Raw genomic sequence first — 16,903 nt, forward strand, 5'->3', positions numbered from 1 at the left:
ATCTGTCTGAAAATAATCTTTTCTTTCCGGGAAAAGGTTTTTCTGTGGCGAACGTTGTAACGACCCGCGCAGCATAACGCCGGTCATGATTTTACGGAGTGCTGCTGATGTCCTATTCTGATACGCCTGAACAGGCCGCCGTCATCGGCTGGTCCGGACACCGCCTGGTGGTCAGGGCCTTTGCCGGCACAGGCAAAACCTCGACCCTGGTGCGTTTTGCGTTGGCCAACCCTGAAAGCAGGATGCTCTATCTCGCCTATAATCGGTCGGTCAGGGATGAAGCCGAGCAAAAATTCCCGTTCAACGTGGAATGCAAAACATCACATCAATTGGCCTGGCCTAATTTTGGCCGTCACTACCAACACCGGCTGACCGGGAATCTGCGCATCACCGACGTTGCCCGGCAGCTCAATACCCGCCACTGGCCGCTGGCACGAGCGGCTATCACCACTTTCAATGCCTTCCTCTGCAGTAGCGATACCGAGTTTGGGCATCAACACTTACCGGACAACGAGGCACGCAGTGGATTGTCCGCCGGAAAAATACTGGCCGCAGCGCAACAGCTCTGGCATGAATCAGCCCGCCAGGACGGGATATTTCCTGTCACCCATGACGTCTATCTTAAACTGTACCAGCTCTCCCGGCCCGATTTCTCGACGCGCTGGCATACCGTGCTGTTCGATGAAGGGCAGGATGCAAACCCGGTCACCCAGTCGCTGGTACTGACACAGCGCTGCAACGTGGTGCTGGTCGGCGATCGTCATCAACAGATTTACCGGTTTCGCGGCGCCGAAAATGCGCTCGATGCGCCGCAACTGGCTGACGCGGATCAATTGTGCCTGACCCACAGTTTTCGTTTTGGCCCGGCGGTGGCTGGCGTGGCAAATATGCTGCTGGCCCGTCAGGGAGAAACGCTGGCCGTGGTGGGTAATGGGGGCAGTGATAACGTTGTGGCACATTTGCCCAAAGACGCCGGGCAGGAGCATGTCGCCATATTGAGCCGGACCGTTGCCGGCGTCATCGGTGCGGCGCTGCAGGCCAGCCTGGCTGGGAAAAAAGTGTATTGGGTGGGCGGCATCGCCGGCTACAAAACGGAAGAAATGGAGGATTTGTACTGGTTCTCGGCCGATATGCCGGAACGCATGCAATCGCCACAGCTGGCACGGGAATATCGCCACTTTGACGAGTTTGAAGCCGTGGCCAGAGCCACCAAAGATGCCGACATGAATCAGGCATTGCGGTTGCTTGATCGGTATTTCCCCCTGCCACAAAAGCTACAGGTGATGCGTGAGCATGCGGTGACGAATGAAAATCAGGCCCAGGTCACCGTTTCAACGGCTCATCGCAGCAAGGGGCTGGAGTGGCCGGTGGTGGTGCTGGATGAGGATTTTGCCGATATTACCGATCCGTTGATGGCGGAGTGCGAACGTACCGATGAAACCAATTTGCTGTATGTGGCGGTGACGCGCGCCCGGCAAACGCTGGTGATCAATACGTTGCTGCAGGCGCTTATGGCCGAAGAGCGTGATACCTCCGGGGAGACGTCATGCTGAAAGCCATCAGGGCGTTACTGGTTGGCAGCCGGGCGGCACCGGCAAAATCTGTGCTTCAGTCTTCATCTCCGGCATGCCCCGCAGGCTATTTTATGCCGGTATCCGCCGGACAACTGTTGAACCCGGTATCCCGCAAACAATGCCTGCAACAGCTATGGGAAAGCAGTGCATTACCTGGAGACCTCTACAGGCAATTTTATCTGCAGCCCCTAGAGCATTTGGTAACGCTGATGCAATTGTTGCCAGCGACGCAACAAGGGGAGTATGCCGGAGAGGGCGGGCTGGCGGAGGTCACCCTGCAGACGACGACGTTTGCCGTACGCCTGGCCAGGGGGCATATGCTTCCCCCCGGTGCCGCGCCGGAAGATCAGTCCGCCCAGAATGTACTGTGGAATGCCGTCATTTTTTACGCCGCCCTTTGTCGTTACCTGCCAGTCCTCAGCCAAATTGAAGGCGAACTGCTGAGCGGCCGGCCCTGGTTGCCCGGCATCACCGTACCGGGTGAACCATACCGTTTTCGTTTCAGGGTTAAGCCGCCTGAGCCGGTACTGACGGCAAGTCAGAGTGCGTTGATCGCCGCACGCCTGGTGCCGTCGGATGCCATTGCCTGGCTGTCGACGCTGCCGGCCGCCGCCCAGGCACTTATGATGATTGTTGCACATCAGCCCAGCCCATTACCGGTGATTGATGAGATTGTCCGGGAAGCCGTTCGGCAGGCGCGGGGGGAGAGTCTGTTGCCTGCCTTACCGTCGGGGAGCGTGGCTATCGTTTCACCGGTACCGCTGCAAACGGTCACTGCCGCTGTCGGGCCATTGGCCCCGGCGGAGGATTTGCAAAGCGCGGCCAGTACTTTACCTGCGGTTGAAGCGCCGTCAGTGGAAAGCGAGCCTGCGGCAGAGGTGAGCAAAACGCCCACAGCCGATGTGTTGCTGAGCTCCGCACTGGATGAACCCGTCAATGACAAACCGCTGGCTGAAATGGTTGTGGCGCCTGAACCGGTTGCCGGCACTGAAGAGGATATGGCGACCTTGTTGTCACTGATGGCAGTAAAGGTGTCTGCACCGGTGCACCCAAAAAATCAGGAAGAGGTTCCTCCGCCTAAAGATAGCCACGCCCCGGTGCCGGATATGCCTGACGTAACGGAAAAATTAGCTGACTTGCTCGATCAAACAGCCAAGCCTGAAATTGAACCGCTACCGCCAGCCGAGCCCCTGGACATTGCTGAGGTCTCTGGTGGGGAAACGCTCGCACCAGAGGAGCAAATGCTGCCGTTTGGTGGCCCGCCCTCAGAAAATAAACCGGGAGAACATTTTTGGAAATGGTTAAGTGAAGGGCTTAATTCAGGCGAGATCGAGGTCAACACGGCAGGGGCGAGAGTCCATTTTGTTTCTGGTTTTGTTTTTATCACCGTACCCGGTATTTTTTATCTTTATCTGAAACAGCAAGGACTGGATGGCAATCAGCGCGAAGCCCTCCAGGAGGACTTTGAACGTCTGGAAAAACACCGTCGGGTCAAAGAGAAACGTTTTTATTTCGCTCATCTGTATGAAAGCACCGATGGCTCGGGCCCTTATAAACGAACTAAAGGCTACCTCATTAAAGCGAGTTTGCTCTTTCGCGGAAAAAATGTACCTGACGATAGCAAGATGCTGGTTATCCCCTGACTGGAATTATCTGTGCTATGGGGAGCCGGGCGTTCGCTGTATGTCTGTTAAACAAGAGGGGTGTCAATCATGAATAAGGAACGGTTAATGAGCTGGGATGCATTGCTTGATGAATACTTTTTCTCTAAACCATTGCGACCGGATACTGAAAATAGCTATCGGCGCGTGGTCGCGGTGTTTCGGAAATTCATCGACCATGACAGGTTGCCTGACGAAGTGACTCACCGTGACTTGCTTTTATGGCGCAGGGACATGCTTGGAAGAGGTTTAACGACCAGCACCTGGAATAATAAGGTGCGTCATTTACGGGCGCTTTACAACCAGGGGATCAAGAAAAAATGGCTCATTATCGGGGAGAATCCGCTCAACGAAACACAGGTGCCATTAGGAAGCAAACGCAAGAAAATCCTGAGTCGTGACCAACTGGTCAGGGTGAACCTGGTTCTGGGGCAATTTGAAGTAAGAGAAAAGCGCCAGGAGAAGAAAGGCCGGCCTTGCGCACTCTATCCGGTGTGGTATTGGCGGACAGTGATTGATGTGTTGCGTTCGACCGGTATGCGGCAAAACCAGTTGTTGCACATACGTCTGATGGACGTCGATCTAGAAGCCAATGCCATTCTGCTGTGCAGAGAGGGAAGTAAAACCTATCGCGAGTGGCGGGTTCCTGTCGTCAGTTTTGTCCGCGAGCGTATGCGGATACTGGTTGAGCGCGCTATATCGCAAGGCGCCGAACGTGAAAGCTACCTGTTTGATGTGGCAAGATTCCTGAACCCATTAGGCGAAGTGGGTCCCGAACCGGCGATACAGCCTGTTCGTTCGTTTTTCACCAGACTGACAAAGGAGTGTGGTTTTAAGGTAAGCCCGCACCGATTCAGGCATACCCTGGCGACGGAAATGATGAAGTCGCCCGATCGCAATCTGGCGCTGGTCAAAGGGCTGCTGGGGCATCGGAGCGTCAGTACCACAATGGAATACGTCGAGTTGGATTTGGCGATCACCGGTCAGGCACTAGAGGAGGAATTGTCGCTGTATATGGATGTCATTCCGGCGGGCGAGGTAGAAACCAGTCACGCCTTGACATAACTTTAACGAACTGTAAGAATTGCCAGTGCTCAAGAAAAGGACGCCTGCTGACACAGGCATCCTTTTTGAGAGGAACCTAATCATTAACATCGAGTGTACAAGGTCTTAGAAAACACTACGAGATTAACTTGCCGGTTCCATTTTTTCCGCCCGTCAAAGGATTTATCCTCTAACCAGCGTGCTTTGATGCAGAATTAGTGGTGCCCGGACTCGGAATCGAACCAAGGACACGGGGATTTTCAATCCCCTGCTCTACCGACTGAGCTATCCGGGCAACGGGGCGCATTAAACCGTAATCCGTACGCGGCGTCAATCAAATTTCTCGATTTATCTACCGGTTGCTTAAGTTTGCGGCAATTCTGCACCTGAAGACGCTTTTTTGCTGAAAATTACATCATACCGTTGTCGCCTTCACGGATTTTCCAGCCGCTGGTCACCGAGATAGCGCGGCGTAATCCGGAGATCGCGTAGTCGCCAACAATGTCTTCGTCATCGCGCGGCGAGCTGATCGTGATTTCCGCATCGACGCCGTGACGATAGGCGCCGTGGTGGCTAAAGATGGTGCCGATAAAACATTTATCGCTCAGCCAGACCGGGATATATGCCACGGTTTCATAGATATAGTTCGACGCTACCCCGCTGTAGTAGTTTTCCGCGTCGTCGGATGATGTGCCCGGAGGAATAGGGCAAATTGGCGCGTCATTGTCGCTCTGTGGCTTATCCTTGAGCAGGCTGCTCTGCATCACTTCCAGCGACTTCAGCAGGTCTGACTTCTCCCGCTCATTCAGCGCGGGCGTCAGAGGCTGGTCTTTTTCCGGCGAGCGAATGTCGTTAAGGGTGTAGCGATAGCGGATTGTCACTGCCGGCGTACTGCCTGAGGGGCCAAACGGGCGCAACAGATAAAGATTGTCTTCGCCAAACTGGCCGTTGTACCAGAGTGCGTAAACCTGGCCGTTAATGCGCACCCAGTGACTCCACTGGTTGGCGCCGCGGCCGTTGAGAGAATAGAGCGCGCCCGGAACGCCTGCGTCAAAATCATCGCCATTGCCGCTATCATCGCTGTTAACCGCAGCAAAAGCGTCGTCGCTGCGTTTTAGTATCCCGGTATAGCTAAAGAGTCCGGTGCCGCCAACGTAGCTGTCGATAATTAAATCGCGTTTACCGTCACCGTCGAGGTCGACCAGCGTAAAGCTCACTTTACCGTTTTCGGAGTCGGCGCTGATATCGGACTGGAGAAACGCCTGCCACTCATCATCGCTGATATCGGCGGACGGTTTCGTCGTCGATACCAGAGAGTCGTCCGCGTAGGTCAGCGTAAAATGGCTGACGTTCCCGCTGAGGGGGAACTGCTCGGCGATATTATTCAGATCCAGTTCAGGATTGGCCTTCTGCTCCTTTAATACGGCGTTATACAGCGCTTTCAGCGCGTTGTTATCGGCATCTTTCTGTTGCTTCGGGATAACCTGGCTCACAAAGGTGGGCAGCATCCACGCGCCGCCGGGGGCGATCTCCCGGCAATCGCCGGTGGTGTATTTCAGGCTCTGGACAAACGTTTTGCCATCCCAGACTCGCTCTTCACCGCTGATGCAGTCGGCGATACCGCGGCCTTTATTGAAAAAGGTGAGCACGCCGTCGGCATAGCTGGAGGCGTCGGTGGTGACCAGCTGAGGCTGGGTCATAAACGCCTTGTCGACCACCCACGTTGCATAGCCGTCGTTGTAGGCAGCGCGCCAGCACAGCGCCTGAATCAGCGTGTGGCTTTTATCCAACGGCGTTGCGGTGATCTGGCGCTCAGATGCCGGGATATCCGCGTTTTGCCAGTCGTCGCAATGGCTGTTTAGCAGAGGGACGAGCTGGGGACGGAGTTTCTGCCGCTGCTTTGCCGTCAGCGCTACGGTGGCGGCATTGTGGATGACCGGCGCGGCGATAATTTCCGGCGCGGGCGCGGCTGACAAAATATTCTCATCACCGGCGTCGCCCTGGCGTAACAGCGCATCGGCAGTGCCCAGGCGCTGCTGAAACTCATCCATTTTCAGGAATACGGCGCTGCTGCCCGCGTCGGAGAGCGTCTTACGCTCGCCGTTAAGGGCAAGCTCAATTTTGCCGTTGTGCTCCAGGGCCTGAATCAGGGCCGCCGTTTGGGTGTCATCAAAGCGAAAGTGGCTCTCGTCGGCGGCCTCAAGTGGGCCGTTATCCCGATCGTCAATGAACAGATTTACCGTTGCGTCAGGGGGGATATCGCGTTCGGTTTGCGCGAAAGTCGCCACAGCGATGACGTGCTGCGCCGCGCCCGCATTGCGGGTCAGCAGAACGCTGACTTCGCCCATGGTGGCGCCATAGCCGGCGGCTCGGCAGGTCCCGGTGTTGTCGCAGGCGAGCTCCCAGTCTTTGTGCGCGAAAGAAAAGCCTTGCGGAGAAGCTGCCAGGAGCGGTGTCGAACACAGCCCCATGATGGCAACCCAAAGAAGAGAGCGCATATCAAACCCTGTCAGCATATCGATGAGGAGGGGATTATATGCGCGATGAATTGGTTAAGATATCGGAATCAGGTCAGGGCGCCGCCCATACGGCACTGGGCAAAACGCAAAATGTCTTCTGCCAGGCGACGCGCGGTATCGACATCCGTCTGGCTGCGCTTGATCAGCAGTCGGCTCAGGCAGCCTTCAACGATCAGCTCCATCTGCTTTGCGACCATTGCCGGATCGTCAACTTCGAGCTGGCTAAGCAGTTCATGGGTATAGGCCAGCGAGGCCTGCTTTTGCTGCTCGGCCAGCTGATGGATCGGATGCTGAGGGTCCGGATAAAAAGTACAGGCGGCAATAAACAGGCAGCCGGGATAACGATGGTTGCTTACGCAGGTGGTCAGCGCGGCGTAGCGGGCCAGCAGTTTCTGCTCCGCGCTGAGCGACTCGTCCAGTAAAAGCTGGCGGCGCCAGGCATCGACCTGATGGCTGAGATAGCGAAGCGCGTCGTACAGCAGCGCTTCCTGGTCAGGCCAGAAACGTTTGAGGTCATTGAGCGGGTAAGCCACGCGCTCGGCGACCATTTCCAGCGTGGTGTTAGCGATACCCTCGATTTCGAGGATTTGGATGGCTTCACCCAGGACATCTTCACGTTGCACGGTCTTTTCCTCCATTATTCCTCCTACAGTGTCGCTCACGGTTGTCGATCGCGCAAATGGGCGCTGAATGCCGCGGCATCCATAAAGCCGGTGACGCGCTGCATGGGCTGCTCCTCGCCCTGTTCATTGAAAAACAGAATGGTGGGCAAGCCGAGCACCTGGAGGTGCTTCAGCAGCGCCGCGTCCCGCGCGCTATTTTTGGTGACATCAACCTGCAGCAGAACGGTCTCTTTCAGGGCCTGTTGAACCTCAGGTGAGGTAAAGGTGTATTTCTCGAACTCTTTGCAGGCCACGCACCAGTCGGCGTACAGGTCGAGCATCACCGGTTTACCTTTCGCCTGCGCCAGCGCCTGGTTGAGCTCATCGACGCTATGGATACGGGTAAACTGGAGATGGGACTGCCGTTGCGCGACCGGCGCATCGAAAGCCCAGTCCTGCAGCGGACGGGCGCTGACCAGCGCGGCGCCGAGCATCGCTATTTGCACAATACGCAGCCAGGGGCGCGTGCCGCCCAGCGAGGTAATAAACGCCCAGCTAAAAAAGGCGACGCCAAGTAGCGACCAAAGCCGCAGGCCCCACGGTTCGCCCACGATACGCTCGAGTAAAAATACCGGCAGCGCCAGGATCACAAAGCCAAAGGCGGTTTTGACGTGGGCCATCCACGGGCCGCTTTTCGGCAGCAGACGGTTACCGAATACGGTCACCAGGATCAGCGGCAGCCCCATACCGAGCGCGTAGAGGTACAGGGTACCGCCGCCCAGCCACAGATTACCGCTCTGGGCGATATAGAGCAGAATGGCGCTCAGCGGCGCGGTGGTGCAGGGCGAGCAGATTAATCCGGCAATCGCCCCCATGGCGAATACGCCGCCGGGTGAACCGCCCTGGCGTTTATTGCTCATCAGCGTCAGGCGCGTTTGCAGCGACGAAGGCAGCTGGAGCGTAAACAGACCAAACATCGACAGCGCCAGCAGGATAAACAGCACCGACAGGCCGATCAGCACATAAGGGTGCTGCAGCGCCGCCTGGAACTGCAGGCCCGCAGCGGCAACGACCAGCCCCAGGGCGGTGTAGGTCAGGGCCATACCCTGGACGTAGATAAAGGCCAGCAGCAGCGCGCGGGCGGTGGAGAGACGTTTTTGACCGCCCAGCACGATGCCGGAAATCAGCGGATACATCGGCAGCACGCAGGGGGTAAACGCGATGCCGATACCAATCAAGAGCGCCCACAGCGCGCTAAAGGGGAGAGCGGCATCTTTATTGTCCACAGCGGGGGGCGGAAGGTCAGACGGCGACTCTACCGGCAGCGCCGGGTGCGTTTCCAGCGGCAGAGGCGGGGTCAGCCCAGGTTGCCCGACGGCGGCATCGCTGCTGGAGCGCGCGAGCGCGTTGCCGAGCGGCACGATTTTGGTTTCCGGCGGATAGCAGAAACCGGCATCCGCGCATCCCTGATAAGTCACGGTAAGAGTCGCGCCGGCGGCGGCGTGAGTCAGAGTGACCGGCACGGTCAGGCGCTGGCGGTAAATTTCGCTTTTACCGTAAAACTCGTCCTCATGCCATTCGCCTGCAGGCAGCGAGGGGTCGGTAAACGCCGCATCGGCGGACGTCAGCTTTATCTGTTTACGGTAAAGATAGTAACCATCCTTGATTTGCCAGGTCAGATTAAGATCGTGTTGATTCTGCTGAAAATCGAAGGCAAAAGCCTGGTCAGCAGGAACAAAGTTCGAGCGGCCAGGGGCGTCGAACAGGCCGGCAATGGCCGATGTGCTGCAAAGCAGCAGGATCAGCGTAATGATGCGTTGAGCCATGAGAGGTAATCGTTGTCTCCGTGAATAACGGGCAGAACCAGAAGTTCAGGGGTTTGATACGGGTGATGGGACTTCAGGCAGTCCAGCAGCGCCTGCTGATGGGCAAGGTCGGTTTTCAGCAGCATTTGCACTTCATACTCCTGCTCCAGTTTTCCTTCCCAGTAGTAGAGCGATGTCGCTCCCGGCAGGAGAGTGGCGCAGGCGGCGAGTTTTTCCGCCAGCGCTTTGGCCGCCAGGTCCTGGGCGGTCGCTTCATCCGGCGCGGTACAGAGTACAACAACAGCATCAGGCATCGTCATCGTGAACCTCGTATCAGCGAAAAGAGGCACTATAGCACGCAAGATAGGGAGGATTAACGAAACGGGCCAGGATCTGGCCCGAATTTGAAGAGATTTACAGCATGATGCCGCCGAAAATAAACCCGAGGATCACGCATAGCGTAATGGCGATGACGCCGGGGATCAGGAAGGCATGGTTAAAGACATATTTGCCGATGCGGGTGGAGCCGGTGTCATCCATTTCGACCGCCGCCAGCAGGGTGGGGTAGGTCGGCAGAACGAATAGGGCGGAGACGGCTGCAAATGAGGCGATGGCGGTAAGCGGGCTCACGCCCAGCATCAGCGCGGCGGGCATCAGCGCCTTAGTGGTCGCGGCCTGGGAATATAGCAGGGTCGCGGCGAAGAACAGCACCACCGCCAGCAGCCACGGGTAGTTGTGCAGCAGGTCGCCCGCCACGGTCTGGATATCGCTGATATGGGCTTTGACGAAAGTATCCCCCAGCCATGCGACGCCGAGAACGCAGACGCAGGCGCTCATGCCGGATTTAAAGGTGCTGGCGTTGAGCACTTCACCGGTGTCGATTTTGCAGGTGATGCTTATCAGCGTCGCGATCGTCAGCATAAACACCACAATCGCTTCGTTACGCGGCAGGACCGGATCCTGGATCAGCCCTACGGTATCGCTGATGGCGGTGGCGTAGAACATCACCGCGACGATACCGATCAGAAACAGTAATACCGAGCGTCTGGCGTGCGGCTTCAGTTCAAAAACCTGGCTGCCGCGCAGTTTGACTTCCCCTTTTGCCAGCCGCTCCTGATAAATCGGGTCGTCTTTCAGCTCACAGCCGAGGAAGTTACAGACGATGGCGGTAAGCATGACGGCAATCAGGGTAACCGGAATACAGATCGCCAGTAGCGTCAGGTAGCTGACGCCCAGGGGCTCGAGAATACCGGCAAAGAAGACCACCGCGGCGGAAATCGGCGAGGCGGTAATGGCAATCTGCGAAGCGACCACCGCAATGGAGAGCGGGCGTGAGGGGCGAATGCCCTGTTCTTTCGCCACTTCGGTGATAACCGGTAAGGTTGAGAACGCCGTATGCCCGGTTCCGGCAAGCACGGTCATAAACCAGGTGACCAGCGGCGCGAGAAAGGTGATGTATTTGGGATGACGCCGGAGCATACGTTCGGCAAGGCTGACCAGGTAATCCATCCCTCCGGCGACCTGCATGGCGGCGATAGCGGCGATAACCGCCATAATGATTTCGATGACGTCGAAGGGGATCGCGCCAGGTTTAATTTGAAACACGAGGGTCAGGACGAGGACGCCCAGGCCACCGGCGAAACCGATGCCGATTCCCCCGAGCCTGGCCCCCAGATAAATCGCCAGCAGGACAATAACGAGTTCTGCACCAAACATATTTGCCTTCCTTGTTTTATTAACAAGTTGATATTGGGTTGTTGTAATTTAGTAAATCAATAAGAACAAAAAGGGCATGTCATTGCTGACATGCCCGTGGTTAGTTTAATCGGAAAACCTACTGTTCGCTTTCATCGGTATAACGCTTCGCTTTGTAGGCCGGATGCATCAGGTTTTGCGCAGAGAAGATATCGTCCAGCTCCGCTGCGGTCAGCAGGCCGCGTTCAAGCACCACATCCCGCACGCTTTTGCCCGTTTCAGCGCAGATTTTGCCGACGATATCGCCATTGTGGTGGCCGATATACGGGTTGAGGTAGGTGACGATGCCAATGGAGTTGTAGACGTAGCTTTCACATACCGCTTTGTTGGCGGTGATGCCGCTGACGCATTTTTCCAGCAGGTTGTAGCAGGCGTTGGTCAGAATATGGATAGATTCAAACATCGCCTGGCCAATCACCGGTTCCATCACGTTCAGCTGCAGCTGGCCCGCTTCGGAAGCCATGGTGACGGTGGTGTCGTTACCGATTACTTTGAAGCATACCTGGTTGACCACTTCCGGGACCACCGGGTTAACCTTGGCGGGCATGATGGAAGAGCCCGCCTGCAGTTCAGGCAGGTTGATTTCGTTCAGGCCAGCGCGCGGGCCGGAAGAGAGCAGGCGCAGGTCGTTACAGATTTTGGACAGTTTTACCGCCAGACGCTTCAGAGAGCTGTGGACCATCACGTAGGCGCCGCAGTCGGAGGTCGCTTCGATCAGATCTTCCGCGGGGACAACCGGCAGGTTGCTGACTTCCGCCAGTTTTTGTACCGCCAGCTGCTGATAGCCATCCGGGGTGTTCAGACGGGTGCCGATAGCGGTCGCGCCAAGGTTCACTTCCAGCAGCAGTTCCGCGGTGCGCAGAATGCATTTGGTCTCTTCGTTAAGCAGAACATTAAACGCGTGGAACTCCTGACCGAGGGTCATCGGTACCGCATCCTGTAGCTGAGTCCGGCCCATTTTCAGAATGTCCTGGAACTCCACGGCCTTCTGCTGGAAACCTTCGCCCAGCTGATTAATCGCATCGATCAGTTTGAGGATAGAGGCGTAGACCGCGATGCGGAAACCGGTCGGGTAGGCATCGTTGGTGGACTGGCATTTGTTAACGTGGTCGTTCGGGTTGAGATACTGATATTCGCCTTTCTGGTGGCCCATCAGCTCAAGGCCGATGTTCGCCAGTACTTCGTTGGTGTTCATGTTAACGGAAGTGCCCGCGCCGCCCTGGAACACATCGACCGGGAACTGGTCCATGCATTTGCCGTTATTCAGGACCTCATCGCAGGCGGCGATAATGGCATTGGCGACGCTTTTGGGGATAGTTTGCAGCTCTTTGTTAGCCTGCGCAGCGGCCTTCTTCACCATCACCATTCCGCGGACAAATTCAGGGATATCGCTGATTTTGTTGTTGCTGATGTAGAAGTTTTCAATCGCTCTCAGAGTATGGACGCCGTAGTAAGCGTCAGCTGGAACTTCCCTGGTACCCAACAGGTCTTCTTCGATACGAATGTTGTTTAACATGTGAACCTTCTCTTTCAAGCTGCCTATGAATTCACCAAATACGCAGAATTTATGGGATCTAGCGCATTTTCTGGCCGCAGATTATTTCCTTAATCGGCCCGGTGCCCACGATCATATGCTGATGATAGCGAATATCAGCCGCCCTGATCACTTATTATGTAGTGAATCTTATAAGAATTATTAATCTGTGAAATGAGTCACCGGTTTTCTAATTTTGAAAAAAATAAGCTTTTTTTACGATTGAAAAGTGACGTTTTGGCCCAACATCTTGCTGATGCGAATAGCACATCTATGACTACGGGCGCCGATGCTGGCGTCTGTTAATGAAGGAGACGCCGGTGCGTTGGATTCCGTTAATTGCCGTTTTTTTATACGTTTACATTGAAATCTCGATCTTTATCCAGGTCGCTCATGTGCTTGGCGTTCTGCTGACGCTGATTCTGGTGATCTTCAGCTCGGTGGTGGGGATATCGCTGGTGAAAAACCAGGGCTTTAAAAACCTCATGCTGATGCAGCAGAAGATGGCAGCGGGGGAGAGCCCGGCCGCAGAGATGATCAAAAGCGTGTCGCTGATTATCGCCGGTTTGCTGTTGCTTCTGCCGGGGTTCTTTACCGATTTCCTGGGGCTGCTGCTGCTGTTACCTCCGGTACAGAAGCATCTGACCTTAAAACTGATGCCGCATCTGCGCTTTAGCCGAATGCCGGGCGGCGGGTTTAGCGCCGGAACGGGCGGCGGCGATACCTTTGAAGGCGAATACCAGCGTAAAGACGACGAACGCGACCGTCTCGATCATAAAGACGATCGCCGCGACTAACATGCATTGCCCGGGCCGGTTACTCCGGCCTGGAATACCCCTCCGCCAGCCTGCGCTTCGGTAAAAACAGCCACAGTACCGCCAGCATGATAAACGCGTAAAGGCTCTTCCAGCCCACCATCGCCAGCAGCAGCAGGCACAGCAGACTGCCAAACGCCGCTAACGCGCGATAACGTCCCTCAAGCAAACGGCAGCCCGCCAGCATGCACAGCAGATAGATCATAATAAAAATGCCGTTGGCGTAGACGATCAGCGCATCAAGATTGATATTGAGCGCATAAATGCATAACGCGCTAATGACGCAGCAGCCGAGCACCGCGTTCAGCGCGTTGCGCGGAATCTGTCGCGGCGACAGCCGGGCCAGATAGCTCTCGGGCTTGTACTGCGCCTGCGACCAGACCAGGCGAGCAAAACTCTGAATATAGATATTGAGGCTGGCGAAGCAGGCGAGATAGCCGATAACGCAGGCAATCCACAGCGCCTGCACGCCAAACAGGCGCACCACGATATTGGGCAGCGACGCGGCGGCGGCCATCTCCTCGCCAAAGGCATGAAAATGCAGGACCAGCACGGTACAGGCCCAGTAGACGGAACCCGCCAGTAATAAGCCAATCATCAGCGCGCGGGGGAAATCGCGTTCCGGCTGCTTAAACTCAGAGGCCAGGTGTGCAAAAGCCTCCAGCCCGACAAAGCACCAGAACATCACTGAAAGTGCGGAGAAAAGCTGCGAACTATCGATTTCAGCGGGCGCCGGGAAGGGGATCTGCGCGGGATTGATCGCGCCGCGCCACCAGATGGCGACGATCAGGGCGACAATCAGCACGGCAACCAGCGTTTGTAGATTGGCGCTGGAGCTGGCTCCGCGGGAACCGACCCACCAGATAATCGCCAGCGTTCCCAGCTCGGCCAGCAGCAGCTGGCTGTCGTGCCAGCCAAAAAGCGCCTGACCAAAGCCGGTGGCGATGTGCAGGGCCGCGGGTAATCCCACCGGGATCACCGATAAAAAGAGCCAGCCGGTGACGCGCGCCAGACGCGGGCCAAAGGCCATATTCACAAAATGCGCCACGCCGCCGGCGCTGGGAAAGTGGCGACCCAGCGTCGCAAAGACGATAGCGATGGGAAACACCAGTAAAATCAGCGCCGGCCAGGCCCAGAGGCTGTTATCGCCGGCGACCAGCGCGGCCAGTGCCGGAACGGCGAAGACCCCGGTTCCCAGTAATGACGTGGAGAGTAATCCCACGCCTTGAGCCAGCCCTAACTCCTGTTTTAAACCACTCATGATTCGACCTTGCGCCCGGCAAAAAAAGGATGGTATCACAATCGCTTTTGCTTATGACGTCGGGCGAGGACGGCAAATTTATGTGCGTCCGAGCACGAGGACAAATTTTTTTTTACTTTTCCCCTTGAAGCGGTAAAACCCCATCCCCATCTCTCAGGGCACTAGCCGGAAAACCGTGTGCGGACCGGCGTCATCCATAACTGATAATGACTTTCTCAAAGGAGAGCTATCAAAATGAGTATTCGTCCGTTACATGATCGTGTGATCGTCAAACGTAAAGAAGTTGAAACGAAGTCTGCTGGCGGCATCGTTCTGACCGGTTCTGCGGCAGCAAAATCAACTCGTGGCGAAATCATCGCTGTCGGTAAGGGCCGCATCCTGGAAAACGGAACCGTGCAGCCTCTGGACGTTAAAGTTGGTGACATCGTCATTTTCAACGATGGCTATGGCGTGAAGTCCGAGAAGATCGACAATGAAGAAGTGTTGATCATGTCCGAAAGCGACATTCTGGCAATTGTTGAAGCGTAATCCGCGAACGACACTGAACATACGAATTTAAGGGAAAGATAAAATGGCAGCTAAAGACGTAAAATTCGGTAACGACGCTCGTGTGAAAATGCTGCGCGGCGTAAACGTACTGGCAGACGCAGTTAAAGTAACCCTGGGCCCGAAAGGCCGTAATGTGGTTCTGGACAAATCCTTCGGTGCGCCGACCATCACTAAAGACGGCGTTTCCGTAGCGCGTGAAATCGAGCTGGAAGACAAGTTTGAAAACATGGGCGCGCAGATGGTGAAAGAAGTTGCCTCTAAAGCGAACGACGCTGCAGGCGACGGTACCACCACCGCAACCGTACTGGCTCAGGCGATCATCGCTGAAGGCCTGAAAGCCGTTGCTGCGGGTATGAACCCGATGGACCTGAAACGTGGTATCGACAAAGCTGTCGTTGCCGCCGTTGAAGAACTGAAAGCGCTGTCCGTACCGTGTTCTGACTCTAAAGCCATTGCTCAGGTAGGTACCATCTCCGCTAACTCCGACGAAACCGTAGGTAAACTGATCGCGGAAGCGATGGACAAAGTCGGTAAAGAAGGCGTGATCACCGTTGAGGACGGTACCGGTCTGGAAGACGAACTGGACGTGGTTGAAGGTATGCAGTTTGACCGCGGCTACCTGTCCCCGTACTTCATCAACAAGCCGGAAACCGGTGCTGTTGAGCTGGAAAGCCCGTTCATCCTGCTGGCTGACAAAAAAATCTCCAACATCCGCGAAATGCTGCCGGTTCTGGAAGCCGTAGCGAAAGCTGGCAAACCGCTGGTTATCATCGCTGAAGACGTTGAAGGTGAAGCGCTGGCGACCCTGGTGGTGAACACCATGCGCGGCATCGTTAAAGTGGCTGCGGTTAAAGCTCCGGGCTTCGGCGACCGTCGTAAAGCTATGCTGCAGGACATCGCAACTCTGACCGGCGGTACCGTTATCTCTGAAGAGATCGGTATGGAGCTGGAAAAAGCGACTCTGGAAGACCTGGGTCAGGCGAAACGCGTTGTTATCAACAAAGACACCACCACCATCATCGATGGCGTGGGTGAAGAAGCTGCGATTCAGGGCCGCGTAACTCAGATCCGTAAGCAGATCGAAGAAGCGACTTCTGACTACGACCGTGAAAAACTGCAGGAGCGCGTTGCGAAACTGGCAGGCGGCGTTGCGGTAATCAAAGTTGGCGCAGCGACCGAAGTTGAAATGAAAGAGAAGAAAGCACGCGTTGACGATGCCCTGCACGCGACCCGTGCTGCGGTTGAAGAAGGCGTGGTTGCCGGTGGTGGCGTAGCGCTGGTTCGCGTTGCCGCTAAACTGGCTGGCCTGACCGCTCAGAACGAAGATCAGAACGTCGGTATCAAAGTTGCGCTGCGCGCAATGGAAGCTCCGCTGCGTCAGATCGTATCCAACGCCGGTGAAGAGCCGTCTGTTGTTGCGAACAACGTGAAAGGCGGGGAAGGTAACTACGGTTATAACGCCGCAACTGAAGAATACGGCAACATGATCGACTTCGGTATCCTGGACCCAACCAAAGTGACGCGTTCTGCTCTGCAGTACGCAGCATCCGTTGCTGGTCTGATGATCACCACCGAGTGCATGGTCACTGACCTGCCGAAAAGCGACGCGCCTGACTTAGGGGCTGCTGGCGGTATGGGTGGCATGGGCGGTATGGGCGGCATGATGTAATCGTGCGCTATACCCCTTAGAAATAAAGAACCCTCGGGCAGAAATGCTCGGGGGTTTTTCTTTTTGTCGTCTTTTTAGTATAAGGTTGTACATCCGGGCCAGTGCGTCCAGCTCA

13 protein-coding genes and 1 tRNA gene are annotated in these 16,903 nt (G+C 55.9%); 6 read left to right on the plus strand and 8 right to left on the minus strand.

Features of this window, described 5'->3' with window-relative positions:
• Window positions 1-107 precede the first annotated feature (107 nt).
• The 3 genes from BJF97_RS03005 (at window position 108) to BJF97_RS03015 (ending at window position 4,300) form a co-directional block, all read left to right on the plus strand.
• Complete coding sequence (locus BJF97_RS03005; RefSeq protein WP_070082836.1) at window positions 108-1,553, plus strand: UvrD-helicase domain-containing protein; 1,446 nt, start codon at window positions 108-110, stop codon at window positions 1,551-1,553.
• Window positions 1,547-3,217 (plus strand): TraI domain-containing protein, encoded by a 1,671-nt coding sequence (locus BJF97_RS03010; protein ID WP_070082837.1) that lies wholly within the window; start codon window positions 1,547-1,549, stop codon window positions 3,215-3,217. The genes BJF97_RS03005 and BJF97_RS03010 overlap by 7 nt, the downstream gene beginning before the upstream one ends.
• 69 nt (window positions 3,218-3,286) lie before the next feature.
• On the plus strand, window positions 3,287-4,300 hold the full coding sequence (locus BJF97_RS03015) for a tyrosine-type recombinase/integrase (RefSeq protein ID WP_070082838.1): 1,014 nt from the start codon (window positions 3,287-3,289) through the stop codon (window positions 4,298-4,300).
• Window positions 4,301-4,498: 198 nt separating this feature from the next.
• Here BJF97_RS03015 and BJF97_RS03020 read toward each other — a convergent pair.
• From BJF97_RS03020 to aspA, 7 genes are all read right to left on the minus strand, one after another.
• Window positions 4,499-4,574, minus strand: a tRNA-Phe gene (locus tag BJF97_RS03020).
• A gap of 115 nt (window positions 4,575-4,689) precedes the next feature.
• Window positions 4,690-6,777, minus strand: a complete 2,088-nt coding sequence (locus BJF97_RS03025; RefSeq protein WP_032695139.1) for a DUF1176 domain-containing protein — start codon at window positions 6,775-6,777, stop codon at window positions 4,690-4,692.
• 68 nt (window positions 6,778-6,845) lie between these two features.
• A complete protein-coding gene (locus BJF97_RS03030; protein WP_009653888.1) occupies window positions 6,846-7,421 on the minus strand; it encodes a transcriptional regulator in 576 nt (191 codons plus the stop codon).
• Between the two features lie 35 nt (window positions 7,422-7,456).
• Entirely contained in the window at window positions 7,457-9,226 is a 1,770-nt protein-coding gene (locus tag BJF97_RS03035) for a protein-disulfide reductase DsbD (RefSeq protein WP_014837170.1), read from the minus strand.
• Window positions 9,202-9,525: a divalent cation tolerance protein CutA gene (gene cutA / locus BJF97_RS03040; RefSeq protein WP_004097896.1), complete on the minus strand. Its 324-nt coding sequence runs from the start codon at window positions 9,523-9,525 to the stop codon at window positions 9,202-9,204. Before cutA ends, BJF97_RS03035 begins: the two co-directional genes overlap by 25 nt.
• Window positions 9,526-9,619: 94 nt before the next feature.
• Window positions 9,620-10,921, minus strand: coding sequence for an anaerobic C4-dicarboxylate transporter (locus BJF97_RS03045; RefSeq protein ID WP_014227594.1), 1,302 nt, complete (start codon window positions 10,919-10,921; stop codon window positions 9,620-9,622).
• Between the two features lie 118 nt (window positions 10,922-11,039).
• A complete protein-coding gene (gene aspA / locus BJF97_RS03050; RefSeq protein ID WP_004097898.1) occupies window positions 11,040-12,476 on the minus strand; it encodes an aspartate ammonia-lyase in 1,437 nt (478 codons plus the stop codon).
• 338 nt (window positions 12,477-12,814) lie between these two features.
• Here aspA and BJF97_RS03055 point away from each other — a divergent pair, with 338 nt between their 5' ends.
• On the plus strand, window positions 12,815-13,291 hold the full coding sequence (locus BJF97_RS03055) for an FxsA family protein (protein ID WP_004097899.1): 477 nt from the start codon (window positions 12,815-12,817) through the stop codon (window positions 13,289-13,291).
• Window positions 13,292-13,310: 19 nt separating this feature from the next.
• Here BJF97_RS03055 and yjeH read toward each other — a convergent pair whose 3' ends face one another.
• Window positions 13,311-14,570: an L-methionine/branched-chain amino acid transporter gene (yjeH, locus tag BJF97_RS03060; protein ID WP_014227596.1), complete on the minus strand. Its 1,260-nt coding sequence runs from the start codon at window positions 14,568-14,570 to the stop codon at window positions 13,311-13,313.
• A 234-nt stretch (window positions 14,571-14,804) separates the two neighbouring features.
• On the opposite strand from yjeH, the gene BJF97_RS03065 reads away from it, so the two are divergent.
• Window positions 14,805-15,098, plus strand: coding sequence for a co-chaperone GroES (locus BJF97_RS03065; RefSeq protein ID WP_003855929.1), 294 nt, complete (start codon window positions 14,805-14,807; stop codon window positions 15,096-15,098).
• A 43-nt stretch (window positions 15,099-15,141) separates the two neighbouring features.
• Window positions 15,142-16,788, plus strand: coding sequence for a chaperonin GroEL (gene groL / locus BJF97_RS03070; protein ID WP_014227597.1), 1,647 nt, complete (start codon window positions 15,142-15,144; stop codon window positions 16,786-16,788).
• The last annotated feature ends 115 nt before the right edge of the window (window positions 16,789-16,903 follow it).

It is taken from the genome of Klebsiella sp. LTGPAF-6F, assembly GCF_001753185.1.
GTDB classification, from domain to species: Bacteria; Pseudomonadota; Gammaproteobacteria; order Enterobacterales; family Enterobacteriaceae; genus Klebsiella; species Klebsiella michiganensis.

What these genes read in the sequence shown, in the direction of transcription:
- BJF97_RS03035 (WP_014837170.1), bottom strand. Translation starts at nt 9,226, where the DNA reads ATGGCTCAACGCATCATTACGCTGATCCTGCTGCTTTGCAGCACATCG.
- BJF97_RS03005 (WP_070082836.1), top strand. Translation starts at nt 108, where the DNA reads ATGTCCTATTCTGATACGCCTGAACAGGCCGCCGTCATCGGCTGGTCC.
- groL (WP_014227597.1), top strand. Translation starts at nt 15,142, where the DNA reads ATGGCAGCTAAAGACGTAAAATTCGGTAACGACGCTCGTGTGAAAATG.
- BJF97_RS03045 (WP_014227594.1), bottom strand. Translation starts at nt 10,921, where the DNA reads ATGTTTGGTGCAGAACTCGTTATTGTCCTGCTGGCGATTTATCTGGGG.
- cutA (WP_004097896.1), bottom strand. Translation starts at nt 9,525, where the DNA reads ATGACGATGCCTGATGCTGTTGTTGTACTCTGTACCGCGCCGGATGAA.
- BJF97_RS03065 (WP_003855929.1), top strand. Translation starts at nt 14,805, where the DNA reads ATGAGTATTCGTCCGTTACATGATCGTGTGATCGTCAAACGTAAAGAA.
- BJF97_RS03015 (WP_070082838.1), top strand. Translation starts at nt 3,287, where the DNA reads ATGAATAAGGAACGGTTAATGAGCTGGGATGCATTGCTTGATGAATAC.
- aspA (WP_004097898.1), bottom strand. Translation starts at nt 12,476, where the DNA reads ATGTTAAACAACATTCGTATCGAAGAAGACCTGTTGGGTACCAGGGAA.
- yjeH (WP_014227596.1), bottom strand. Translation starts at nt 14,570, where the DNA reads ATGAGTGGTTTAAAACAGGAGTTAGGGCTGGCTCAAGGCGTGGGATTA.
- BJF97_RS03025 (WP_032695139.1), bottom strand. Translation starts at nt 6,777, where the DNA reads ATGCGCTCTCTTCTTTGGGTTGCCATCATGGGGCTGTGTTCGACACCG.
- BJF97_RS03010 (WP_070082837.1), top strand. Translation starts at nt 1,547, where the DNA reads ATGCTGAAAGCCATCAGGGCGTTACTGGTTGGCAGCCGGGCGGCACCG.